Annotated in this window: 20 protein-coding genes and 1 tRNA gene; 6 read left to right on the plus strand and 15 right to left on the minus strand. The window is 59.6% G+C overall.

Translation table 11 applies throughout. The annotated features are described in order from the left end of the window. Nucleotides 1–21 precede the first annotated feature (21 nt). The 3 genes from AKJ29_RS18070 to AKJ29_RS18080 all read right to left on the minus strand — a co-directional run bounded on the left by AKJ29_RS18070 (nucleotide 22) and on the right by AKJ29_RS18080 (nucleotide 3,668). Nucleotides 22–678 carry a YjbF family lipoprotein gene (locus AKJ29_RS18070; RefSeq protein WP_161805484.1) on the minus strand — a complete coding sequence of 219 codons (657 nt, stop codon included), beginning with the start codon at nucleotides 676–678 and terminating at the stop codon, nucleotides 22–24. Beyond that, a complete protein-coding gene (locus AKJ29_RS18075; RefSeq protein ID WP_235477755.1) occupies nucleotides 675–2,783 on the minus strand; it encodes a YjbH domain-containing protein in 2,109 nt (702 codons plus the stop codon). The genes AKJ29_RS18070 and AKJ29_RS18075 overlap by 4 nt, the downstream gene beginning before the upstream one ends. Nucleotides 2,784–2,897: 114 nt before the next feature. Continuing rightward, nucleotides 2,898–3,668: a metallophosphoesterase gene (locus tag AKJ29_RS18080; RefSeq protein WP_082392694.1), complete on the minus strand. Its 771-nt coding sequence runs from the start codon at nucleotides 3,666–3,668 to the stop codon at nucleotides 2,898–2,900. Nucleotides 3,669–3,917: 249 nt separating this feature from the next. Here AKJ29_RS18080 and AKJ29_RS18085 point away from each other — a divergent pair, with 249 nt between their 5' ends. The 4 genes from AKJ29_RS18085 to AKJ29_RS18100 all read left to right on the plus strand — a co-directional run bounded on the left by AKJ29_RS18085 (nucleotide 3,918) and on the right by AKJ29_RS18100 (nucleotide 6,625). After that, complete coding sequence (locus AKJ29_RS18085) at nucleotides 3,918–4,184, plus strand: spike base protein, RCAP_Rcc01079 family (protein ID WP_055192940.1); 267 nt, start codon at nucleotides 3,918–3,920, stop codon at nucleotides 4,182–4,184. Nucleotides 4,185–4,322: 138 nt separating this feature from the next. Further along, nucleotides 4,323–4,946 (plus strand): LamG domain-containing protein, encoded by a 624-nt coding sequence (locus tag AKJ29_RS18090; protein ID WP_139231361.1) that lies wholly within the window; start codon nucleotides 4,323–4,325, stop codon nucleotides 4,944–4,946. Between the two features lie 221 nt (nucleotides 4,947–5,167). Further along, on the plus strand, nucleotides 5,168–5,710 hold the full coding sequence (locus AKJ29_RS18095; RefSeq protein WP_055192942.1) for an LbetaH domain-containing protein: 543 nt from the start codon (nucleotides 5,168–5,170) through the stop codon (nucleotides 5,708–5,710). Nucleotides 5,711–5,809: 99 nt separating this feature from the next. Beyond that, nucleotides 5,810–6,625 (plus strand): sulfotransferase family 2 domain-containing protein, encoded by an 816-nt coding sequence (locus tag AKJ29_RS18100; RefSeq protein WP_055192943.1) that lies wholly within the window; start codon nucleotides 5,810–5,812, stop codon nucleotides 6,623–6,625. Here AKJ29_RS18100 and AKJ29_RS18105 read toward each other — a convergent pair. The 8 genes from AKJ29_RS18105 to AKJ29_RS18140 all read right to left on the minus strand — a co-directional run bounded on the left by AKJ29_RS18105 (nucleotide 6,580) and on the right by AKJ29_RS18140 (nucleotide 15,936). Beyond that, a complete protein-coding gene (locus AKJ29_RS18105; protein ID WP_055192944.1) occupies nucleotides 6,580–7,764 on the minus strand; it encodes a glycosyltransferase in 1,185 nt (394 codons plus the stop codon). The genes AKJ29_RS18100 and AKJ29_RS18105 overlap by 46 nt on opposite strands. Then, nucleotides 7,761–8,495, minus strand: a complete 735-nt coding sequence (locus AKJ29_RS18110; RefSeq protein WP_055192945.1) for a hypothetical protein — start codon at nucleotides 8,493–8,495, stop codon at nucleotides 7,761–7,763. Before AKJ29_RS18110 ends, AKJ29_RS18105 begins: the two co-directional genes overlap by 4 nt. Before the next feature lie 21 nt (nucleotides 8,496–8,516). Then, nucleotides 8,517–9,791, minus strand: a complete 1,275-nt coding sequence (locus tag AKJ29_RS18115; RefSeq protein ID WP_055192946.1) for a hypothetical protein — start codon at nucleotides 9,789–9,791, stop codon at nucleotides 8,517–8,519. Further along, nucleotides 9,788–10,960 (minus strand): glycosyltransferase, encoded by a 1,173-nt coding sequence (locus tag AKJ29_RS18120; RefSeq protein WP_055192947.1) that lies wholly within the window; start codon nucleotides 10,958–10,960, stop codon nucleotides 9,788–9,790. The genes AKJ29_RS18115 and AKJ29_RS18120 overlap by 4 nt, the downstream gene beginning before the upstream one ends. Further along, nucleotides 10,957–12,294, minus strand: a complete 1,338-nt coding sequence (locus tag AKJ29_RS19775; RefSeq protein WP_161805486.1) for a hypothetical protein — start codon at nucleotides 12,292–12,294, stop codon at nucleotides 10,957–10,959. Before AKJ29_RS19775 ends, AKJ29_RS18120 begins: the two co-directional genes overlap by 4 nt. Before the next feature lie 13 nt (nucleotides 12,295–12,307). Then, entirely contained in the window at nucleotides 12,308–13,429 is a 1,122-nt protein-coding gene (locus tag AKJ29_RS18130; RefSeq protein WP_055192949.1) for a glycosyltransferase family 4 protein, read from the minus strand. A 103-nt stretch (nucleotides 13,430–13,532) separates the two neighbouring features. Next, nucleotides 13,533–14,651 carry a GDP-mannose 4,6-dehydratase gene (gene gmd, locus AKJ29_RS18135; protein ID WP_055192950.1) on the minus strand — a complete coding sequence of 373 codons (1,119 nt, stop codon included), beginning with the start codon at nucleotides 14,649–14,651 and terminating at the stop codon, nucleotides 13,533–13,535. Nucleotide 14,652: 1 nt separating this feature from the next. Continuing rightward, the gene (locus AKJ29_RS18140) at nucleotides 14,653–15,936 is read right to left on the minus strand and encodes a WcaI family glycosyltransferase (protein ID WP_074963658.1); all 1,284 of its coding nucleotides are present in this window, start codon (nucleotides 15,934–15,936) and stop codon (nucleotides 14,653–14,655) included. A 337-nt stretch (nucleotides 15,937–16,273) separates the two neighbouring features. On the opposite strand from AKJ29_RS18140, the gene fcl reads away from it, so the two are divergent. Next, a complete protein-coding gene (gene fcl, locus AKJ29_RS18145) occupies nucleotides 16,274–17,254 on the plus strand; it encodes a GDP-L-fucose synthase (protein WP_055192951.1) in 981 nt (326 codons plus the stop codon). A 720-nt stretch (nucleotides 17,255–17,974) separates the two neighbouring features. Here the strand turns inward: fcl and AKJ29_RS18155 are convergent. Continuing rightward, nucleotides 17,975–19,336 (minus strand): polysaccharide biosynthesis/export family protein, encoded by a 1,362-nt coding sequence (locus AKJ29_RS18155; RefSeq protein ID WP_175502269.1) that lies wholly within the window; start codon nucleotides 19,334–19,336, stop codon nucleotides 17,975–17,977. A gap of 60 nt (nucleotides 19,337–19,396) precedes the next feature. Here AKJ29_RS18155 and AKJ29_RS19780 point away from each other — a divergent pair, with 60 nt between their 5' ends. Next, nucleotides 19,397–19,540 (plus strand): hypothetical protein, encoded by a 144-nt coding sequence (locus AKJ29_RS19780; RefSeq protein ID WP_161805488.1) that lies wholly within the window; start codon nucleotides 19,397–19,399, stop codon nucleotides 19,538–19,540. Here AKJ29_RS19780 and AKJ29_RS18160 read toward each other — a convergent pair. From AKJ29_RS18160 to AKJ29_RS18170, 3 genes are all read right to left on the minus strand, one after another. Beyond that, entirely contained in the window at nucleotides 19,523–19,813 is a 291-nt protein-coding gene (locus AKJ29_RS18160; protein ID WP_139231360.1) for a hypothetical protein, read from the minus strand. The two genes, AKJ29_RS19780 and AKJ29_RS18160, sit on opposite strands and share 18 nt — an antisense overlap. A 216-nt stretch (nucleotides 19,814–20,029) precedes the next feature. Beyond that, entirely contained in the window at nucleotides 20,030–22,117 is a 2,088-nt protein-coding gene (locus AKJ29_RS18165; RefSeq protein WP_055193007.1) for a GumC family protein, read from the minus strand. A 249-nt stretch (nucleotides 22,118–22,366) separates the two neighbouring features. After that, nucleotides 22,367–22,443: transfer RNA gene (locus AKJ29_RS18170), tRNA-Arg, on the minus strand. Between the last annotated feature and the right edge of the window lie 21 nt (nucleotides 22,444–22,464).

The following is a 22,464-nucleotide window of genomic DNA, read 5'->3' on the forward strand; positions in this document are numbered from 1 at the left end:
TGCCCGGAGGGTGTTTCGGGTTCAGCCCGCACCCGGTATGACGCGCAGCGCCAGACTGCCGGTATGCGGGCTGATCCACTGTCGGGATTGAACAATCCCGCCGCGCTGCCGGTCCAGCCAATACAGGTTTTTCAGTGTGGTATCGCCGTTTGTGCAATCAGCTACCATCAGGTCAGTCCGGGCCGTATAGGGCCCCAGATCAACCGACCGGGTGCCGCGGTTGCTCAGGCGGCAACGAAACGTGCTGAAGCTGGTTTCATCATTGGCACTGAGATGGGTCAGGTAAAGCTCTGTCACGGTGTTCCGGCGTGACAGGATTGCGGGAAGAAGGTGGGAAATGTCGGCGGACATCAGGTCCCCTCCCAAACCACGCGTGGCCAGTACCAGCCCCTCTTTCATGCCCAAAGACACCCCGTCCCCTGATATCCAGGTCTCTTCGCCCCGGATATTTACCTGCTGGCGCAGAAATTGCGCATAGGCGCCCGGACGATTTTCAACCGATACGACATAGGCGGGCGCGCCGGTTTTGGCGAGGGTGACAAACTCTGGATTGGGGTCAGGCAATGTGTTGCGCTGCCAGATCCCGGCCATCAGGGCCTGTTGCTGCGGATCTGAAGAGCAGGCCGTCAGCACCAGCACTGCCAAACTGAGCAGGCGGGAAATATGGGTCAATCTCATCTCCAGAACCTTCCCCATCCATCTTCCAGTTCCGTCACATGACTGTCGCGGATCAGATCATACAGACGGTTTCGAACCTCCAGCCGGGCGCCGCCGTCGCGCTGAACCGGCCTTATGGTTGTCGAAAACCCGCTGCGGGCGGGGGCGCCCGCCAGCCAGGTGATCGGGATGTCAAAGCGGATCCCCTTGTCGAACGACCCTTCGCCAAACGTATCGAACGGCACATCGGTCAGGGTGAAAAACGCCCCCACCCTGAACCCGTTGTTGAATTCGCGATCAAATGAAACCGTCGCACCCCAGTCCCCGGCCAGATAGCGCCCGGCATCCAGCTGCCCCAGATAACCGCCGCCAAAATCATAATAGGCGGAAACGTGGCCAGTCACGACGTCACGGCGCTGAAACCCGAACAGCTGATCGAAATTGCGTTGCCGCGCATAGTTGATCTCGGCCCCAAGGGCGAGCGGACCTTCGACGGGTTTCCACAAGACCTCACCCGAGAGACCACCATACATGGTTTCAAAATACCCTGCGCTCAGCCGGCCATACAGCTCGGGGCCCGGATGGAAAAAATACTCGCCGGTCAGATGCTTGATCTGCAGGTCGGATTGCTTGGCATATTCGGTGATGTCGGTGCGCACATGGGGCAGTTGCGAGTTCGATGGCCTTGTGCTGGTGTTCAGGTTGCCAAAGGCCCGCTGTCGCAGGGCGCCGGAAAAGACCAGCCCGCGCACGGGTTCGAACGAGGCAAAGGCCTGCAGCCCCAGATCCGCGCGCACGGGATTGTCCGGGTCAAACAGTTCCGGCTCCAGATAGGGGGTGAGGGACCAGTCAAACAGGGGATAGGTTTCCGTGACGGGCGGGATGGCCTTGCTGTCGGCCTCAGAAATGGTGGTGCGGGCAAAGCTCTTCCACGCCCCGTCGAGATCATATTCCAGCGCTTCCAGATCCTGTCGTCTCAGGCTGCTGCGGGACAGGGCCATGCCGTGACGCACGAGTTCGATGTGAAAGGTGGTGATGGAAGAGGGCAGGGTGTTGGCAGCCACGCGCGCCGCGCGCCCCAGCGCCTGTGATGCGGTGCGGTAGCGGGTGTTGATCAGGCGCAGCGTGGCCTCGGACCCTGAAAGGGACACCCCTTCCAGGATCAACCCCTGATCGCGAAGCGCCTGTGTCAGGAGGGCTTTCCCCTGATCTGCGCTGTGACCATCCCAACCCTTTGTCCGGCGAAATGCGGCAGGGATGATCGTGGGCGGGGCCGCCTCGATCCCTCCGGGAATGGTGGCGCGCTTTGGGTCGGTGATGAAACTTGCCGAAATGCCAATTTCAGACCCGTGCAGGAGATAGGCGGACAGATTGGCATATCGAGAGCTGTAGGTCAGGCCGAAATTAAATGGGGTTTGGTGTGTGAACCCGGCATTTGCACCTTCAACCTCATAGGCATCCGAGGAATATTCTGCCTTCAGGGTCAGGTTTGGGGTGATCTTGTAAGACAGTCCGCCAAAAAGTGCGGCATCGCCCCGGAACCATTGGTCAAAGTCCAGCTGGCCGGTGTCTCGGCCATGTGAAAGGGCGTTTTCCGAGCGGGATTTGAACCTGTTTGAAAAAACAGAAAGCGGATTTTGAAACCCGCCATAACTGCCGAGGCGCCCCCACCCGATCCCACCAGTAACAGCCAGCCGATGGTCCAGAAAATGTTTGGTGCCCGCGATGAATTCGGAGGCATAGGCCCCGGTGCCGCCAAAATCGCGCAATCCGATTACGATCGAGGGCCAGTTCAGGCTCTCTTCCGTGAGCAGGTAACCGACATCAAAGCTGCGGTCGTAACGGGCGCTGCCATTGCCATCAAAACTGTCAATGATGGCGTATCGGAATGTGCCGTAGAGTCGGGGTGTCAGTTGAAAGGTCAGGTTGTAGCGCTGGCTGCCATCATGCCGTGAGATCGAGCTGATCAATGCCCCGTCGGAGAGCATCTCGCCTGTGGGCATGTCGATCAGTCCGGGCGTGCCGAATGTCGAAATGGGCACCGTTGCCGGCACCTCGGCAAGGGCGCTTGTGGACAGCCCCACCAGGATCAAACCCGCTTCAGCTATGGCGCGACTTATGCTCACGACCTCTTCCCGGTTTGCCGCGCGGATTTCAGGCCGCAGCAGATGGTGAAACACGTTCCGGCCCAATTATGCGAGACCTGTCCGCGTCTTGGCTATGATGTGATTTGCTTGCGTTCAGGTATTTGTAACCTGAAAGAATTCCGTCCTACAATCTTGGATTGTGGCGGCCGTGAGTTTCCCGTTTGCAAAGGCGCCGGTGTCGACAGAGATTACCCCGGCCTGAATGGTGGGGGTGGTCACAACCCGATGGCCCCGCACCACCCAGATCCCATCCTGGCGTGGTCTTTTTCCAAATTCCGGGTGCCCCCATGTCAGGGCGCGGGTGGGTTGCGCGGAGATGGGGCGTGTGGGATCCGCGCCTGCGTGAACAACGGCGATGTTTCCTTCGTGCCACATGCGCCTCAACCCGCGAAGCCAGGCCTCTAACCCGTCCGGCATGGCGTCACGCAAAGCCTGCTGCATGTGACGTAATGTGCGCTCATCGGTGCTTTGGCGAAGACCGGACAGCCCAAAGCTCGCCATGGTCTGCAGCCCGCCAAATTGCAGCCAGCGGCTGCCGGCTTTCACGGGGTGATCCAGGAAATCGAGCATCATCTCCTCGTGGTTTCCCATGAGGAATATGCTGTCAGGGCGCCGTTGCTCCAGCTCTCTGAGGCAGGACAGGACATCGGCGCTATGGTCGCCGCGATCAATATAGTCACCGACAAAAATGCGGCGGGTGGTGGGCTTTTCCCGGTCCAGAAAGGTCAGCATTTTTTCGAGGCAGGAAATCTGCCCGTGTATGTCACCAATCACCGAAATGGGGGTCTCAGGCTGCGGCGGGGCGCCTGAAAATTCAGCATCGGTCCCGGAGGAGCGGCGGTTCCTGAGCAGGTTTCCAAACATCCGAATGCCCCTGAGTGATGCCCCTAAAGCAGGCATGTATCGCAAGGTGCAACCTGCCTGCTGGGATACAATAGGCGTTCCCGTGCCGGTTGTGAAATCCGAATTATGTTGCGTGTTGCCTGCAGGCGCGGAACAGAACGGTCGGTTTCAGAATTGGTAAAGGCGCATTGATAGGTCCTTTGTCTCGCAACATCGTCACTGCGACGAGTTTGTTGTGATTGGATGAACTCCGAACAAAAGGAAATACACATGTCAGACCCTTTCAAGAGCCGTTCGCCCGGTTTGAATGGCCCCGCCACCGATCTTCTGCCCGTTGTGCCTTCGGACAGTGTGGACCTTGATACGGTTGCCATTGCGTTGCTGGTTGAAACCGGAGGCACCGTCAGTTTCGTGACCCAGTCTGGTGCCGTGCGGACCGTGACGCTGGGGGATCAGACCATTCTTCCGGTTGGCACACGTCGGGTGAACGCAACCGGAACGACCGCTTCGGGCATTCACGCCTTTATCGTCGGGTGAAACATGCTTGGGCTTGATTTCAGCATTGCATCCCTGGCGATGAGGCGGAAACGCTCTGCGTTTTCTCCAAGTTCGATCGCCGGGCTTGTCGCCTGGTATGACCCAAGCGACCAAACGAGTTTGTTTCAGGACATCGCGATGACGATCCCGGTCACCCAGTCAGGTGATCCGGTTGCCGTGATGTTGGACAAGAGCGGCAATGGCCACCACATGACCCAGCCTACCAGTGCCTCTCGCCCGGTTTACCAGACGGATGGGACGCATCATTGGCTATGGGCAGATGGGGCGGATGACTTCCTGGCCGCCCCCCCGATGATTTCCGATTATGATTTTACCATGCTGGCAGCGGTTGAGGCGATGGCAGCCAATGGCGGCATTGTCACCCTGCATGCCAGCAGCAGCCGATACTGGAGCCTGCATACCGGTGCAGTTGATGCAAACACGGTTTACCGCGCCCTTGATCGACAGGGGGCAGCCACCACGCTCTCTGTTTCCAAGACGGTTGCAACCGCACCGGTGATTGTGCTGGGTCAATGGGTGGCCAATCAGGTTTCCCTGTCCGTTGACGGATCGCCTTTTGTCTCAGCGGCCACCAGTGGGGCGGCAAATGATGCGATTAACCTGCGGCTGTTTTCGTTCCGCGACGGCAATCATACCGGCGGCAAACTCCATGGTGTCGCCGTATATGAGCGGTCGCTGGATGCAGGGGAACGCGCCGCGCTGGTGTCTGCGTTCGCGCATCAACAAGGCCGGTCGCTTTAAAGCGTCTCCAGTTATTGCTGGATCACGGTAATAACTGGAGGCGTCCAGCATCCTTTCGCGATGCGTGGCGGGTATCTGTCGCCAAGCCGGGAAGGGATTAGCCGGGTAAGTGTCTCGACAGGGCTTGGAGCAGGGACTAATTTGGGGGGCAGGAAGTATAAGGCTGATCAATGTCCCCCCCTCCCCGTTCCCTTTCAGACCTCCCCCTGTCCGAAGAGGTCATGGCCAGACGGGACGCCCCCTGTTTTCCGTTGCGCCACCGCCTGCTGCGCCTTGTCTGGATGATCGTGTGGAGGCTGTTTGCCTCATGGACCCCGCCGCAACTGGCGGGGTGGCGGCGATTCCTGCTGCGCGCTTTCGGGGCAAAGATCCATCCGACCGCCATGGTGCGCGGAGGGGCCAAGATCTGGTATCCGCCAAATCTGGAAATGGCCGCCTTTTCCATGATGGCGGGCGGTGTAAACTGTTACAACATGGAAAGAATAGCTCTGGGTGAGGGGGCCATTGTCTCGCAGGGGGCCTATCTGTGTGGCGGAACACATGATTACACGCTGGCCACACGTCCGTTGGTTACGCGTCCGATAACAATCGGTGCACATGTCTGGGTCGCGTCAGAGGCGTTCATTGGGCCCGGCGTAACGGTTCCGGAAGGGTGCGTGATTGCAGCACGCGCTGTTGTCAGCGGAAAGCTGTCCCCCTGGGGGGTATATGCCGGCAACCCCGCAGTTCGGATCAGGGACAGGGTGTTTGATGTGTCTGCATAGGCTGGATTTGAAAGGCACCTCACCTTTTGTGGTCAGGGATCGACGGGGCGCCGTGACCATGAGGGCGCAACGCGGTGACTGGCGGCAGACCCAACCCGCATGGTGCCCCTGTCTGGTGCGCCCGTGCGTCTGGAGCGTGGGCCGGGCATGATCGTTTCGCATGAGAAGAACCTGATCTATTGCCGCTTGCCGAAATCAGCGAGTACCAGTTTTTCCGCCGCTCTCGCGCCGTTTGCCGATCCGTTTCCCCGCAGTTTTCCGGCCCGTATGCTGCGCAGGATCGGGCTTGAAGCGATGCATCCCCGGCTGTTCGATTTTCGCCACCACAGTCATCTAAGCTTGATGGGCGCGCGAGAGGTTCTGCCTGAACCGTCGTTCCGGCAGGCCATGAAACTGACCGTTGTGCGCCACCCGGTAAGCTGGGTTTATTCCTACTACACGCACCTCCTGCGCGACAGTTTCCCGGCGGAATATGCCGCGGGTTTTCATGAGGTGCGTGCGGCCCGGTCCTTTGATTATTTTCTCGATTGGCTCACCGAAAGGCCCCGGCGCCCGATTTCAACGCAATTGATTGACGAGAACGGCAATTACCTCGTGGATGCGGTGGTGCGTTGTGAAAATCTGGCAGAGGAGGCAGCGACATATCTCGCCCCGCACGGGATCCGTGTTTCGGTTTCGGTTCTGAATGCCGGAAACTATCAGCCCCCCACGTTCTCTTCTTCGCAGATCGAAAAGATAGTCGCGTTGTATCAAGGGGATATGGCGGCGTTTGGGTATGGGGAAAACGGGGCGCTCATACAGCCGGATCTCAGGCCCAATGCCGCCACCCGGCAGGTTGCATCCGACCTCGGTCGGGCGGGGCTTGCGCATTATGACTGCTGGAAGCCGTTTTCATCGCCGCCGCAACAGGGCTGATCAGCGCCGAGCGCCTCGTCAATCTGATCTTGCAGATCCGCATAGGCGCTTTTGACGGAAAACAGCCGTTCATAGGTGGGGCGTGCGGCCTGTGCCATGGCCTGACGGTCCTGATCGGGCAGGCTAAGAAAACGCGTCAGCATCTCTTTGGTGCCCTGCAGGCTGTCCTCGCAGACCAGACCGACGCCATTTTCTGAAACCTGCCGATGAATATTGACCTTGTCGGAAATCAGAACCGGGGTGCCGGCTGACAGGGCTTCGGCAACCACTTGTCCAAAGTTCTCCTGATGAGAGGGCAGGACAAAGGCCGTTGCCTCGGCAAACAGGGTCTGCTTTTCGATCCCGGCAACCTGCCCGGTCCAGAAAACCCGCCCGTCCAGACCAAGGGATGCAGCCTGCGCCTTCAGCTGATCGGCATAGCTGTTCTTGTCCGGACCTGCGATGATCAGGTCAATGTCGGGGAAGGTGTGGGCGATTTCTGCAAAGGCGGTGAGGAGCGTGTCTACGGCCTTTTTCGGGTGAATGCGGCTGAGAAAGAGAAGGCAGCGGCGAGAGCTGTCGCGCCCGGGCAGGCCGGGTATTTGCACCGGTCGTGGCTGCGTGATCTTCTGATCCGCTGCACAATAACGCACGGCAATACCGGAATAGTCATGATGGCCCCAAAAGGCATTTTGCGCGAGGGTCTGCTCCTCCTCGCAGGTGAACAGAACCTTTGCCGCACCGCTCAGCATACGCCCCTGCCACAAAAGCCAATAGACCTGTTTGATCAGGTGCTTGACCGGTTTTATGCGTCGAAAATAGGGGTCCAGCATCCCATGAGGGTAAAGCAGCCAGGGCACCGCGTTGCGGCGCAGGGGGTTGTATCCCCCGATACTGGAAAAGTTCCAAAGACCATGCACAATTGCGACATCACAGGACGGGCAATGTTCAGTCACGGCCCGCTCGATCCCGCGGCGAGAGTTTGGCGCCGTCACAATGGGAAATGGGAACGCCGCAACCCAGTCTGCGTTGGGTGGATCGGTTGAGATGAAAAGAGAGCTGTGCCCGTGGGTTTCCCGCTCACGTGCCATGTTGAGGGCAAAAGCCAGCGGCCCGCCTTGGTTGGGGTTTACGGATGCGATGAGGTGCAGAACCTTCATGAGCGTGCCCCGAAACTGTCGGGGCGCTGGGCATATGCGTCCAGATAGGTCTGATAGAGCTGCGTCGCGCGTGCAAGGTCGCGGCGAAATCCGGCATTGGTTTCGATCAGCAGCTCCAGCTCCGCGGCCAGCTTTCGCTTGATGTCGTCGCGCAGCGGGGTGGGTTTGGCGTGATAGCCCAGAACGCGCTCGGACCGGCCTGCGGGCAAGGAGGTGGCAAACTGGGTTCCGAACCGTCTGTTCACATCGGAGATGAGGGGGGCAACCGATTGCGTCACCTCTTCAAAGGGCGCGATCACCACATGGGAAAGCTGAGGTCGCAATGTGTCGTAAAAGGTCAGCCAGGCTTTCAGGGCGTCTTCGAATGTTTCGCCATTGCGGCCAGCATTCTCGCGGTTTTGCGCCTCGACCCTAAGTGCGCGAAGCGACAGGATGGCGGATTTCGGGTCCCGGATCAGCACCACGCAGGGCACACCCAGCCGGATCCCTTCAAGCAGTTGCGCCACATGATGCAGGTGATGGGCGACGCGGATGCCCGGTTCCTGCCGGTCGATGAACGCGTGGGTGGTGGCGCTGTTGGCCGAGCGCGGAAATCCCTCGATCACGATATCGGTCTGCGGCCCGACACATCGCGCATTCATCCGGCCTGCCATCCGGCGCAGCGCAAAATACAGCCGGGGGGAACGGGTTGACCAGATGATCAGTTTATAGCGGAGACGGTGCAGTGACATGTTGGGGAAACCTGTGGAACCTCACGTTGGTTTGGCAGAAGGGGGCGTGTGCCGGGCGAAAATGAAATCCACGCTGGCGGCGATGGTGATGATCAGGGCAAACCCAAGCTGAAACTGAAACGCCCCGATCAGGGTGGACAGGTCAAACAGAAGGGGTGTTGCGGACACCCAAAGGATGAATAGGGGGATCTGCAGGATGTTGAAGCGGATCCAGCCGCGACTGCCAACCAGATTTCTATAGGTGGTCGCCAGCCGCATCGCCACGGACACGCCGACTGCCCAGATCACCTCGGTTTGCAGGCCCGCGTAGTTTTCCCCAATCAGCCACAGAACCGCATGGGGGTAGAGATAGGTCAGGACAATGAAACCCAGCCCGGGCAGGGCGGACAGGAGTGTCAGCCCGAAAAGAAGCGTGGCAAGATTGCCTGTTGCCCGCGTATAGATCGGGATCAGGAAAGCGGTGGTAAACATCGTGACGGGCACCAGGATCTGCCCGATACGCCCCAAGGCACCGAAACTTGCGACCTCGGTCCCGGTTCCGAAAATAGTGAGTAAAACCAATATGATCTGCGCCTGAAGCACCATGTAGATCTCAACCGGCAATTGCTGTCTCACACTGGTTTTCAGGGCTGAGATGTCCTCAGGCCGGGCCGCCGCGCCCTGAAGCGGGGCAATCTTTGCCACCCATTTTCGGATCAATGGGATGCGGGCAAGGGCGGTGGCAGCACTCAGGCAAATTGCGGGAAGGACGCTCAGGCCATTGAGAAGGAACAGAAGGCCCGCCCCGGCAAGGCGCAGGGCGGCGAGGCTGGTATCAAGCAGTTGCACGCGTGTTGTCTGATGGGCGTGAAACAGCACCTGATCCACCAGCCGGGTCTGCATATCCGCCCACCAGATCACGCAAAGCAGGGTGCAAAGCCCGATGATCTCGCCGGAGGAGGCCCCGTTTTTGTGCAGGAGCCAGCCAGCCACCACCAGAACCGGGGGCAGGGTCCAAAGCGACACTCTTCGCCGGATCTGCAAAACGGCCACCACGGCCTGTGCGGTCCGCTCCCTGTCGGGCCAGACTTTCCCCAGAATGGCGGCAAAACCATAATGCGCGCCGCCTTTGGTCAGTATGTTCGTGGCGCTGATTAGGGTGATCATCACGGTGAACAGGGCATAGTCGGGCACAGACAGCCAGCGGGCCAGGAACAGGCCCGTCAGGGCCGCGATCCCCTGTGCCCCGGCGCTTCCGGTCAGGAATGTCAGCGCGCGGGGAGTGTGGTGCAGGATCTTGCGGGCGGGGGCCATCATGCGGAACGTCCCCGTTCTTTGAGGGCCTGAGCATAGAGGTCGATCATTCTTTGCCCATAGACATCCCATCCGCCCAGCCGGGTGATCGAGTGCAGGGCGGCCTTGGACATTGCGCGCTGCCGGGTGGGGTCGGTGGCCAGTTCTTCCAGCCTCTCTGCAATGAATTCAGGCGAGCGGATCGGCACGACATAACCGTTTTCACCATCGGTCACGATGTCTGCCGCGCCTGTATGGTGTGAGACAATCACCGGACAGCCACAGGCCATCGCCTCTCCCACCACCATGCCAAACCCGTCCTCGATGCTTGGCATCACCATGACATGGGCGCGGGACATGTGATGTTTGAGCTGGTCATGCGGCACGTGGCCAAGGCGGTTGATCGTGGGGTGAGGCAGGCGTGCGCCCAGCAGGGCTTCGACCTGCGGATCGACCTGCCCGATGAGCGTCAGCCGCTTGTTCGCAATATTGGCGGCTTCGAAACCCGCAAGCAGATCCATCGCGCCCTTGCGCAGGGACAGGCCGCCCACAAACACGACCTCAAACCGCTCTGCGCTGGGCTTGCCTGCCGGGTGGAACCGGTCAAAATTTACGCCATATGGCACAATCGCGATTTTTTGCGCGTCGATCCCTTCTGCCAGAAACGAGCGTTTTGCCATTTCAGACGCCACCACGATCAGGTCGGCCCGGTGATATTCCTCGATCTCGCGCGCATAGGTCCGGGGGCGCGGGCGGGCGGGCAGGCCAAACCGGGCATTCTCCTCGTTCAGCAGCCTTTCGCGCCAGGCCATATGCGCACAGCCCCGGTCGCAGATATAGAGCATACCGCGCTTTTGGGCGGCGGCCCCGCTGAGCAGCCCGACCCCTTCATGGCCCACGAAAATATCGCTGTCGGGCAGGGTGCGGGCCACGTAGTGATCCAGCGTGACCACGGAAAGCTGGTGCAGGCGGTCCAGCATCGCTGCGGGAACCTGAAAGGGCAGAACCCGCGTTCCCATCAGAATGGGCCGCACATAGGGAAAGCGCGTCACCCGTGATTTCGACACCCCTTCGCGGGCCAGTTTCGACCAGGGAAACCCGCTGTAGATCCGGTTCAGAACCCCGTGGCGTTCAAGCTCTCGGGCCAGCGGAAACATGTGGAACCGGCCGATGGTTGAAAGGGTGACTTTCATCGGCCACCTCGCGCGGTCAGGCTCTGCTTTGCCAATGCCAGCATCAGGCCGACGGACACCCAGTTGATCGAAACCATCTGATTTTGCATCGAAATCTGCGCCGTCAGCAGCATCGGCCCGACAAAACCCCAGAATATGAGCGCAGACCCGTCCCCGGTTTGACGATTGACGCGCAGGGCGTAGTGGAAAAGCCAGATGACCAGCCAGGTTCTGAGCGCCAGCATGAGCGCGCCCAGCGGCGGGCCAAACTCGAAAATGAACCGCTGCCATTCCATTTCGCCATTGATGAACCCGCGCGTGACACCGACGGCGGCGCGGGCTGCATTGGTGCCGGACCCGATGCCGGTGCCCAGAAGGGGGGCCTCGTCCAGCGCGTAAAACCCATCCGTGATCATCGAGGTTGCCCGCAAGATGGGGGAGCCTTCATTGGCTGATGCGTTGATCTGGCGTTGGGTCATCGAGGCGAAAGCCTGGGGAAAGACCACGACAAACATGGTCACAAACACCGCGGCAAACAGGGTGACGGTCACCAGCCGCTTCAAGGCCACCCTTGCGCGCCGGGCGGTGAGGCCGGCAAAGATATAGGCCAGCACGATCAGGAGCAGATAGGCAAAATAGGTGCGCCCCCCGCTGAGTGCCCCCATCGTGATCGCCGACATCGCCCCGAGGAACAGGGTGATCGGGCCGATCCGAAATCTCTTGCGCTGATCAAGGGCCACAAGGCTGAGGCCGGTCATCATCGCCGCGAAGTAGTTCTGCCCCAGCACAAAGGTGAACGGCCCATAGGGTCGGATGATCCCCTCGATCACCACAAACCGGCTGTCGATATCATCGGTGATCCCCTTGTTGATCGGGCTTGCAACCGGTGACAGGAACTGAAGCATGACCAGGACGGCAACCGGCACCGAGACCCAGAGCAGAAAGACGAGGATACGACGGATCTGACCCTCGTCCAGCACCTGCCACATGATAAAGGCAAGCGGGATGTAGAGCACGAAATACCGAATGGCCAGAAGCGGCACGATCAGCGGGTATTGCCAATACATATTCTGTGCAAAGGCCAGAACCGTGATGAAGAATGCATAGATCAGAAACGGGCGTATCCAGCGGGTATCGGGGATAAACGCTTTCAGATAGCTCCAGTAGATCAGGAAAAGCAGGGGCTCGCGGAGGAATGCGATCGGCCGGTGATAGGAACTCAGCACCCATTTGCGCAAGATACCTTCGACAAGGAGGGCTGCGAAAAACAGGATCACCAGATTGCCCATCCAGCGCAGTTTTGCCGGGTCGGGCCGCGGGGATGCGTGCCGAAACTCTGTCGATATGTCACTCATCACCCGCGCCAAGTCACCCGTGCTCCGGTTGGGCAATCAGCTGTGCGACATTGGCTTGCAGCCTATCCGTGGTGTAGTTTTGCAGGAGTTTTTCAGCGCCTTTTTGGCCCATTTTTGCGGCCAGTGCGGGATCTTCGAACAGGCGTTGCATGGCCCGGGCAAGGGCGGGGCTGTCTTGGGGGTCGATGGCAAATCCATCCACGCCATCGGTCACAACCTCGGGTGCGGCGCCGTGGATGGAACAGATCACCGGCAGCAGATGGCTCCAGGCCTCCAGATAGACAATGCCGAACCCTTCCTTGGACGAGGGCAGGACAAATAGGGTTGCGTCGCGGTAAAGCCTTTGCAGCTCTGTATCGCTTACCCGCCCCGCAAATGTGACCCGATCCGCCACGCCCAGTGTCTGCGCAAGGGTCTGAAGGTCAGGTTTCAAGGGCCCGTCACCGACAAGGACCAGCCTGGTGTGGTCCAGATATGAGGGCAGCTCGGCCATGGCGCGGATGATCTGATCCAGATGTTTGCTCCGATCATGCGGATCCATGCGGCTGACTGCCAGCGCGAAGGCCGGGGCCGTGGGGGTGTGCTGTGCATCCACCTTGGCATCCACCGTGTTGGGAAAGATCGTGAACTGCCGGTCGTCCAGACCAAATTCCCGCATCATCACGGATTTCGTATAGGTGCTTACACAGGCAATCCGGTCGGGGCAGCGCAACAGCCTCGGTTCATACCAGCGCGCCGGGCGAATGGCCGGATCGTTCCAGACCTCAACCCCATGGGCCATCAGGATCAGGGTGATGCGGGGCCGTATGGCTTTCACCACCCCCCCGATCCAGAGCAGATTCAGGTGCCCGATCATAAGCACATCTGCGGAGAGCGCCCTTGTGAAGGAGCGAAGGACATATCGCAGTTTCCCATTGCCAAAAGCGGTGGAAACCTCGCGGAGGTCATCGGGAATATCCGCCGGCAGGTCCCGGATGAAATGCGCCTCCAGCCGGTCTTTCCCCACCGCGCTGAGCAAAGCACGCACAAGGCGCTGATTGAACCGCTGAATGCCGCCGACACGCCCAAAACTTTGCAGCCCAAGAAAGACGACCCTGGGCGGCGCAAGTGGGGATGGCTTTTTATCCCCGGACATGATGGCCTCCTTTCGGCGGCAAAGTGGCGCATAGGGGTGGGGGCAACCCAACACCTCCGGGGGTAACGCCTGAAATTTTTGGATCCGGGGCCATTGCGCGCTCTTACCCCTCCAGACTGACCGGAAGATCCAGCCCGTGCTCTTTCAGCAAAGCGGTGCGCCGCGCGGCTTTCAGATCCTCCTCGACCATCTCGGCACACATTTCCTGTGCGGTGATTTTTGGCTCCCATCCCAGTTTTGCCTTTGCCTTGCTCGGGTCGCCCAAAAGGGTCTCGACCTCAGCAGGGCGGAAATAGCGCGGGTCGATGCGCAGGATCACATCCCCCACCCTGAGGGCCGGGGCCTTGTTGCTGGTAATGGCGGCCACGGCGGCGATCTCATCCACGCCCGTGCCCGAGAATGCCAGTTCCAGCCCAAGTTCGCGGGCGCTCCAGCGGATGAAGTCACGCACCGAATGCTGCACGCCGGTGGCAATCACGAAATCCTCGGCCACCTCCTGTTGCAGCATCATCCACTGCATCCGCACAAAATCCCTGCTGTGTCCCCAGTCGCGCCGCGCGTCGATATTGCCCATGTAAAGGCAGGGCTCCAGCCCCATTGCGATATTGGACAATCCGCGGGTGATCTTGCGCGTGACGAAGGTTTCGCCGCGCCGCGGGCTTTCGTGGTTGAAGAGGATGCCGTTACAGGCATAGATCCCATAGCTTTCGCGGTAATTCACCGTGATCCAGTAGGCATACATCTTGGCCACTGCATAGGGTGAGCGCGGGTGGAACGGAGTGGTCTCGCGCTGTGGGGTTTCCTGCACCAGCCCATACAGTTCGGAGGTGGAGGCCTGATAAAAGCGGGTCTTTTGCTCCATGCCCAGGAAACGGATTGCCTCCAGCAGGCGCAGGGTGCCCATCGCGTCCACATCCGCCGTGTATTCAGGGGCCTCGAATGAAACGGCCACATGGGATTGCGCCCCGAGATTGTAAACCTCGTCCGGTTCAATGTCGCGCAGCAACCGGGTCAGGTTCGATGTGTCCGTCAGATCCCCGTAATGCAGTTTCAGACGTGCCCTGTCATTGTGTGGGTCTTCGTAAATGTGGTCAATGCGCTGGGTGTTGAAGGACGACGCCCGGCGCTTGATCCCATGCACTTCATATCCTTTTTCCAAAAGAAATTCAGCAAGATAGGATCCGTCCTGACCGGTGATCCCGGTGATGAGTGCCTTTTTCATGTCAATTCGTCTCGGGGTGTGTTGGGGGGTCGGTCGGGTGTTGGGAAGAGTGCGGGTGAGTTTGGATCAGATCCTGCAGGGCGTTTTCCAGCCCATCCAGAATGGCCTGCATGTTCCAGTGATCCAGCGCGTGTTGGCGGGCGGTTTTGCCCATCTGCGCCCGAAGGTCAGGCCGGTCCAGCAGGGTTTCGATCGCCTTTGCAAAGGCCGGCGCATCCCCCGGCGGGGTGACTTCGCCTGCCCCTTTGATCTCTTGCGCCAGGGCGCTGTCTGGCTGCGTGGTGGCCAGAACGGGACGTCCCGAGGCCAGCATGTTGGTCAGTTTTGACGGCAGCACCAGCTCTTCCACCGCTTCGATCTGGGGCAGCAGGTGCAGGTCGGCCATGCCTAGCGCATCGCTGAGTTTCTCAAGCGGTTGCAGCGGCAGAAAGCGGATATTGTCCAAATCGGCCGCGCGTTGCTGCAGCTCTCTCAGAAAGGTCCCTTCGCCGCAGATCACAAAGATCAGATCCCGGCGATTTTGCAGCAGGCGTGCGGTGTCGGGAATGATCTCCAACCCTTGTTTCGCGGCAATGCTGCCCGAATAATACGCAACAAACCGATGCTTGATCCCCAGCGCCTCCCGCATCGGAGATGGCCCTTCGAGCACCGATACGCGGGCAATATTGGCCCAGTTGCGCAGCTCATATGTTTTTGCCCCCGACACGCCCTTTTCACGCAGCTTCTCTAGCATCGGCTGAGAGATTGTGCTGATCCGGTCAAACCGGCGCAGGACCCAGCGTTCGAACCTCAGGGTCAGCCGCCCCAGATGGCTGTTGGGGGAAAAGACATTGGTGGCAAAGGCGGCCTCCACTTCGAAATCCTGAATATGCAGCCAAAGTTTGGCCCCGGTCAGTCGGGCCACCGCCCAGCCGGTGACGGCTGAGACCAGCGATGGGGCCACGACAAACAGGATATCGGGCCGCTCCCTGAATGCAGACCATCCCACGCGAGGCGTCGCGGAGAGTGCGAAACTCAGATAATGCAGGATACGGGCCAGGCCGGAAGGGCGGGTCGGCACGTAAAGGGGGCAGTGGGTGATGCGCAGACCGTCACGGGGCGTTTTGGTGTGATAAGACCAGCGCGGCCAACCGGCGGGATGCTTCCACTGCGGATAATAGGGATGCGCGGTGGTCACCGCCACCTGATGCCCGCGCGAAACAAGGTTTTCCGCCAGCCCGGTTGTGTAGACCGCTGTGCCAATGGTCTCGGGATCGTAATTGAGGCCCAGGATATGAATTTTCATGCGCAGCTGACCTTTCCGGGCGCAAAGCCCCGGTAGGCCGCCTTCAGGGGATCAGGGTCCGAATAAGAGAAGAGCAAAGCGGGCTCGCTTTCTTTTTAGTCAAAAACAGAAAAACGAATACCGGACTAGAATAGAGGTTAAACCAGCGCTGGTCTTATGACAATGGGGCGCTGGGCTGGAAAGCGGGGGCAATCTGTCCATGGGTCCGTATGAAAACTGGTGGAAGTACATTCTCTTGCAGAGCATTCCCCCCAGCCTGCCCTTTGTGCGCATTCTCTTGTGGTGTTTCTTTCCGAGATGTCCTGTAAGACTGGATGCAATCTGTGGGAGAGTTGGCATGAGCAGGCGGATCTATGTGGCGGGGCATCGCGGGATGGTTGGAGGGGCGATCCTGCGGGCTCTGGACGCACGTCAGGCGGCAGGAGAGGACATCACGCTGATCACGCGCAGCTCGGCCGAGCTTGACCTGACCAATCAGGCGGATGTGGAACGCTTCATGCACGATGCGCGCCCGGACGAGGTGATCCTGGCGGCTGCAAAAGTGGGCGGCATTTTGGCCAACAACAGCTATCCGGCGCAGTTCATTTATGAAAACCTGATGATCGAATGCAACGTGATCCACGCAGCCTATCGGGCCGGGGTGGACAGGCTGTTGCAGCTGGGGTCGTCCTGTATCTACCCTCGTATGGCCGAACAGCCGATGCGGGAAGAGGCGTTGCTGACCGGGGTTCTGGAGCCGACCAATGAACCTTACGCCATTGCAAAAATTGCCGGGATCAAGCTGTGTGAAAGCTATAATCGGCAATATGGCGTGGATTATCGCTCGGTCATGCCGACCAACCTTTATGGACCCGGTGATAATTTCCACCCGGAAAACGCCCATGTGCTTCCGGCGCTGATCCGCCGTTTTCACGAGGCGGTGGTGCGCGGGGAGGATCAGGTCACCATCTGGGGCTCCGGTCACCCCAGGCGTGAGTTCTTGCACGTGGATGACATGGCATCCGCGTCTCTTTTCGTGATGGATCTGGCGACAGAGGCCTATCAGCGTGAAACCGGTCCGATGCTGAGCCACATCAATCTTGGCACCGGCAAGGATGTGACAATCCGGGCGCTGGCAGAAATGGTGGCTGAGGTGACAGGGTTCAAAGGCACGTTGGTCTTTGATACCAGCAAGCCTGACGGAACGCCGCGAAAGCTGATGGATGCCAGCCGCCTGTCGCGGTTGGGCTGGCAGGCGTCCATCCCGCTGAATGACGGGATCATGTCCACCTATCAATGGTTTCTGGCGCAGCCCCCCGCAGGGCTGCGATCAAAATAGCCGGGGCCTTGGAGCGTTTCCACATTTGGCGGAGTTCAAATTCCCTGCCTCTCGCTGCGCTCGAACGGGATTTTGAACACGCGCCTGTTTCAACGTTTTGTGGAAGCGCTTTAACGGCACCGGGCCACGCCCAGACGGATCAGCTCGCGCCCTTTCAGACGGGAAATGCCAGAAATTCTGGTGGCGGGCCTTGTGGATATACCAGGTTTTGACCAAGGCCGGGTAATGTGACGCAATCAGGTTGGACCATTCGTCAAACTCGGCTGCGCTCAGCCGGGCGCCAAACCGGAATGGGCCATGAAAGCCAAAGGTTGTTTCGGGTGAGACGCAGACATTGCCGGCGCCAAGAAACATGGTGCAGCTCGACATGCAGATGCTGCCGCGAATTTCCACGCTTTGGCCCAGCCGGTTGATGCGCTGGGCATGTGCCGTGAAAAAGTTCCAAACATTGTATCACCTCACGTGATTGATGAGGTGTCCTCACCTCACACACCGACCCTCATCGGTGTGGCAAGGAGTAGAGCAGGGAAACGCCCGCAACATCAGTAGGTTTCGAGCGTTTCGCCTTATCATTGTGTCTCAACAATAAGTCGAAACACTTTAAGAAAGAATTGATCGAGCGGGCAGGGTGAGAGGGAGATCGGAGGAAAGACCTTCGCATCCTACTGAAAATATTATGACTTTATAAACCACGTGAAGGGGTCTTGCCCCGCACAGCGGTCAGTTGTTCACGGCATTTGCCCCGATGCTGATCAGACTGGGAGAGATCTGGTCGATGGTGCGGCTCCAGCGTGTCACGGGTTGTTCTGCCACAAAAATCACGTCATTCGGGCGCAGCTCAAAGCGGGCGGCCAGCGCCAGATTTGCGGCGTTGCGAAGGTCAAGCTGCCAGGCGGTCAGGGCGTTGAACTCCATCGGATCATGTGATCCCCGCAACACGTAAACATGGCGTGGATCAGCGGTTTTGATGGACAGGCCGTTTGCGCCTTTGAAAATCGCATCCGCCAGGCTGGCCTGACGGCCGAGGGGCAGATCCATGCGGCCTTGTGATTTCACCTCGCCGGTAAGATACACATAATCGCGGTCAACCGCGTCCAGACGGACCTTGTCCAGATAGGTGCGACGCTGCTCCTCCAGCTCGTTGCGGCGCAGGGCAATCTCGGTGGTCAGGTTGCTGAGGGCGGCGCCGCGGCTGGCTTGTCGAAACTCAGCCAGCTGAATTTGCTGCCGGAAATAGGCTTCGGCCTGATCAAGGTCGTATCTGTCATCTACAAACAGGCTGTCACCGGCCAGAAGCGGAAGCTCCCCCAGCCGCGCATCGGCAAAGAGCTGTTCGAGCGGGATCTGGTAGATGGTTCCGTCCCGATACAGTCGAACCGAACTGTATTCAGGCGTTCGTGTCGTGGCCCCCCCGACCTGCGCCAGAGCTTCCTTCAGCCGCAGTGGGGACAGGGTGATCGGCAGCACGCCGGGTTTGGCCACAGCGCCGCCAAGGGAGACTTTCTTTGAGTTGAACTCGGTGATTTCCAGGCTGAAAGTCGGGTCGATCTGGGCTTTGACAAGACGTTGAAACAAGAGGGCCTCAGCGTCCTGCAAGGTGAGGCCCGCAATCTCGACCCGGCCGATATCGGCAATGGCGATGCTGCCATCATCCTGAACCGTATAGCCCTGCCGACTGTTCTGGGCGGCCAGAAGGCCGGTCAGCTGCTCCACCGATGTGCCGGTGGGGGTGGCCAGCAGAACCACATCCCCGACACCAATTCGGTAGGGGGCGGGTTTGCGGGCCGGGGGCAGGCGTGTTTCCAGTGCGTCTGGCCGGGTTGGGGCCGCATGGATCGGGGCCGGGGCCGGGCCGCCGCCGTATAAAGAACCGGCAGTCCCCGCACTGGAATGAAAGGCCGCGGGCAGTTCGCGGGGTGTATAGGGGGATCGGTTGGCCAGAAGAACATTCTGCGCCGTGATCGGCAGGACGCGTACTTTGTTGCCATCTGCCGTGCCTTCAACCACGCGTGAACTGTGATAGGCCGCACCGCAAGAGGAGAGCAATCCAATCGCCAGCAGAATAGACAAGTGTTTCCGCATCTCTCTTCCTTTCACACGCAGCTTGGGAGAAGTGGTAATACAAGTCAAAGGGCAATATCCATGATTGATTTCAGCTTGTGGGATGCGGGCGTCGCTGGGGCCGATGTAGGTGACGCAGCGGAAATTCAGCAAGGCGCCGATCAGCCTGTGGTGACCGGCGGATGGGGCCGATCATGGCGTGTGGGATCAGTTATTGACCGTTGAGGTGGTCGAAGTTGTGGCCCCTCCCCCTCCTGCGGCCAGTGCAACTGCCCCGACCGCACCCAATGCCGGTGCAATCCTGAAGAAAACGTTCTGAACCTCCCCGGCAGGGGGCAGGTTCACCACCTCATCCGCAGGCCCCTTATGGGCGGTAGGCGTGCAATCAGGGGTTTCAGCCGGGCAGGGAACCCCGTCCGGTGCGGGCGCTTGCTGGGCTGTGGCCAGGCTGGCAGAGAGCGCCAGCGAGAGGGTCAGGAGGAAAGAAGCAATACGCATGGTGACCTGCTGTCTCTGATCAAAGCAAACCCGATCGGGCGCCCTGAGCTGCATGAATGGGGCTACATTGCGCCGCGAAGCAACGTTGCGGCAAAGTACCTAAAAAACACGACTTGGCCCACTATAACGTGATGCAATTCCAGAATTGCAATAATTCACGCCCCCACACGCCCTGATCGCTTCACCCTCTGTCGCGGTTCATGGTCAAAGGGGTGGTTAGTTGGTGTAATAGCTGTTGCCATAGGCCCCGTAGCGCCCCTGGCCATATCGCTTCATCTTCTTTCCGTCGATCTGGTTCAGAACCAGCCCGCCAACCGGTTGACCGACGGATGAGAGCATCCGAAGGGCATCTTTGATCTGCTCTTTCGGGGTCTGATCCCACCGCACGGTGAACAGGATCAGATCGACAGAAGGGGCGATCACTCTTGCGTCCGGCACCACGAGGACCGGGGGGGTATCGATAAGGATATGGTCGTATGTGCTGCGTGCCAGCTCAAGGAAATCGCGGAATTTCTGCGAAGACAACACATCCGCCGCATTCACCTCACCCGGTTCGCCGATCAGGATATCGGCCTGAAGGGCGGGGTCTTTGATGATTGCCTCCTCCAGCGTGGATGCCCCCGAAAGAACGCTGAGCAGACCCACCGGTGCCCCGCGGTCCAGATAGTCACTGAACACGAGGCGGCGCATGTCGCCCTCAACCAAAAGCACCTTCTTCCCCATGCCCACAAGGTTCTGTGCCAGGGCGAAAGAGATGGTGGTTTTCCCCTCGTCGGGCAGGGATGAGGTGGACAGGATAACCTGTGGCGGCGCGTCAAGGTTGGACAGCAGGACAGAGGTGCGCAGGTTGCGAATGGCTTCCGCTGCGGCTGAACTGGGGCGGTTTTTCAGATAGGTCACGGCCTCCCGGCGGGATTTTGTCGGCAAAAGCGGGATTTGCCCCATCACGGACAGGCCGGTTTCAAGCTCCAGCTCAGATGCGGTGCGAAAACTGTTCCGGGTCGCGTTTCGGATCACCGCGCCGCCCGTGCCAAGCAACAGGCCAAGCACAGCAGACATGACCAATATCAGGGATTTCTTCGGCTCAGACGGAAGGTTTGGAACCACCGCGTTTGACAGGATCCGACTGTCCGCCTGCTGGATCCCCTCCTGTGCCGAGTTTTCTTTCAGCCGGCTCAGGAAATATTCATAAAGCAGCCGGTTTGCCTCCGCCTCACGGGTCAGGTGCTGCAACTCGATCAGATCGTCGGATTGGGTTGCGATGCGCTGCTCCAGCTCGGTTATGCCCTTGCCCAGCGCCTCGGCCTGGGCCTGGATCCGCTGGGACTGAAGCGTTGCGCGCGACAAAATGAGGTCAAACCGCTGATCAAATCCGTCGCTTGCGCCCTCGGTCTGGAAAAGGCGGGTCAGGCGGGCATCCCCGGCCTGCTCGGATTTCTCCTGCGCGGGGGCCGTGATCAAAGAGCGCAGAAGATTGGTCCGCCCGCTTGCCTCATCCATTTCGCCCTGAAGGGTCTCGGCGCGGTTTCGCATGTCCTTCAATTGGCGATCCAGCGCCAGAACGGTTTCCCGGCTGACCACATCGGTGCGCGCGGTAAACGCGGCCACTCTGGCTTCGGCATCTTCCAGCTGGATTTTCAAATCCGCCACCCGCTGGCTCAGCCAGTCGGAGGCCTCTTTCGTGGCGTCGAATTTCACATCCATCTGATAGAGGATGTATTGCCTTGCGATCTGATCTGCCAATGCGGCGGATTTGGCACCGCTTTCCGTCTCGACCGTGATTTGCAGCACGTCGGTCTTGGGCAGGTTATGGGCCCGCATGGCCGCAAGCAGCGCATTGATGGCGCGCCGTTCAGCGGCGGCCGGGCTGTTGTCGACGGGGGCACTGCCAAACAGCCAGCCCCTCACGCGGGCCGTCAGGCCGGGTGATTGCAGGGCATCGTTGAATTCCGGGTCCTGCGTCAGGTTCTCCGCAAAGACCACCCGTTGCAGCAGGCGGCGACTTTTCAGCACTTCCACCTCGGTGTTGATCTCTTGCGTGCTGGACCCGAGGCTGGGCAGAGAGCCCCCCAGATCCACCAGTTGTCGCCCGGATGTGTCAAGCAACAGGACGCTGGTGGCGCGGTATTTCGGTGTTGCAATCTGGTAGGCATAGGTGGCGCCCAGCGCGACACATAAAAGGGTCACCGCCGCGATCAGCCGTTTCTGTCGCCACAGGGATCGGAACATCTCACCCAGATCAGCAAATTCCTCCGCACCGCTGGCAGGGGGGGCACCTGTGATATTATGGACTGTCTTGTTCATCCCGCATCCCGACTGCATGATCATGTGTCCGGCGTCGCAAGGCGGGTCATGCCTGTAAGGCTCAATGCCCGTCAGCCTTGCCCGGTGCAGCCAGATACTGCTTCTTCTCTAAACGACCTTGCGATGTTTCGAAAGAAAGTTTTGCAACCAAGGGATGCTCTTCCCTGTCTTGGGGCCTTCAGGAGGTCAGGCAAATCGCCTGCCCCCCCCACGGGATCTGCCGGGTATTTGCGATAAGGGAAGAGACGCTGGCGACCCCGGCAGGATTCGAACCTGCAACCTGCCCCTTAGGAGGGGGCTGCTCTATCCAGTTGAGCCACGGGGCCGCGTTGGTGCCTGCCAGTCGT

The organism is Aliiroseovarius crassostreae (genome assembly GCF_001307765.1).
Taxonomy (GTDB): Bacteria; Pseudomonadota; Alphaproteobacteria; order Rhodobacterales; family Rhodobacteraceae; genus Aliiroseovarius; species Aliiroseovarius crassostreae.

Bases quoted from the DNA above. Each gene is read 5' to 3' on its own strand.
- AKJ29_RS18070 (WP_161805484.1), bottom strand. From the start codon at position 678: ATGAGATTGACCCATATTTCCCGCCTGCTCAGTTTGGCAGTGCTGGTG.
- AKJ29_RS18080 (WP_082392694.1), bottom strand. From the start codon at position 3,668: ATGTTTGGAAACCTGCTCAGGAACCGCCGCTCCTCCGGGACCGATGCT.
- AKJ29_RS18085 (WP_055192940.1), top strand. From the start codon at position 3,918: ATGTCAGACCCTTTCAAGAGCCGTTCGCCCGGTTTGAATGGCCCCGCC.
- AKJ29_RS18090 (WP_139231361.1), top strand. From the start codon at position 4,323: ATGACGATCCCGGTCACCCAGTCAGGTGATCCGGTTGCCGTGATGTTG.
- AKJ29_RS18095 (WP_055192942.1), top strand. From the start codon at position 5,168: ATGGCCAGACGGGACGCCCCCTGTTTTCCGTTGCGCCACCGCCTGCTG.
- AKJ29_RS18100 (WP_055192943.1), top strand. From the start codon at position 5,810: ATGGTGCCCCTGTCTGGTGCGCCCGTGCGTCTGGAGCGTGGGCCGGGC.
- AKJ29_RS18105 (WP_055192944.1), bottom strand. From the start codon at position 7,764: ATGAAGGTTCTGCACCTCATCGCATCCGTAAACCCCAACCAAGGCGGG.
- AKJ29_RS18110 (WP_055192945.1), bottom strand. From the start codon at position 8,495: ATGTCACTGCACCGTCTCCGCTATAAACTGATCATCTGGTCAACCCGT.
- AKJ29_RS18115 (WP_055192946.1), bottom strand. From the start codon at position 9,791: ATGATGGCCCCCGCCCGCAAGATCCTGCACCACACTCCCCGCGCGCTG.
- AKJ29_RS18120 (WP_055192947.1), bottom strand. From the start codon at position 10,960: ATGAAAGTCACCCTTTCAACCATCGGCCGGTTCCACATGTTTCCGCTG.
- AKJ29_RS19775 (WP_161805486.1), bottom strand. From the start codon at position 12,294: ATGAGTGACATATCGACAGAGTTTCGGCACGCATCCCCGCGGCCCGAC.
- AKJ29_RS18130 (WP_055192949.1), bottom strand. From the start codon at position 13,429: ATGTCCGGGGATAAAAAGCCATCCCCACTTGCGCCGCCCAGGGTCGTC.
- gmd (WP_055192950.1), bottom strand. From the start codon at position 14,651: ATGAAAAAGGCACTCATCACCGGGATCACCGGTCAGGACGGATCCTAT.
- AKJ29_RS18140 (WP_074963658.1), bottom strand. From the start codon at position 15,936: ATGAAAATTCATATCCTGGGCCTCAATTACGATCCCGAGACCATTGGC.
- fcl (WP_055192951.1), top strand. From the start codon at position 16,274: ATGAGCAGGCGGATCTATGTGGCGGGGCATCGCGGGATGGTTGGAGGG.
- AKJ29_RS18155 (WP_175502269.1), bottom strand. From the start codon at position 19,336: ATGCGGAAACACTTGTCTATTCTGCTGGCGATTGGATTGCTCTCCTCT.
- AKJ29_RS19780 (WP_161805488.1), top strand. From the start codon at position 19,397: ATGATTGATTTCAGCTTGTGGGATGCGGGCGTCGCTGGGGCCGATGTA.
- AKJ29_RS18160 (WP_139231360.1), bottom strand. From the start codon at position 19,813: ATGCGTATTGCTTCTTTCCTCCTGACCCTCTCGCTGGCGCTCTCTGCC.
- AKJ29_RS18165 (WP_055193007.1), bottom strand. From the start codon at position 22,117: ATGAACAAGACAGTCCATAATATCACAGGTGCCCCCCCTGCCAGCGGT.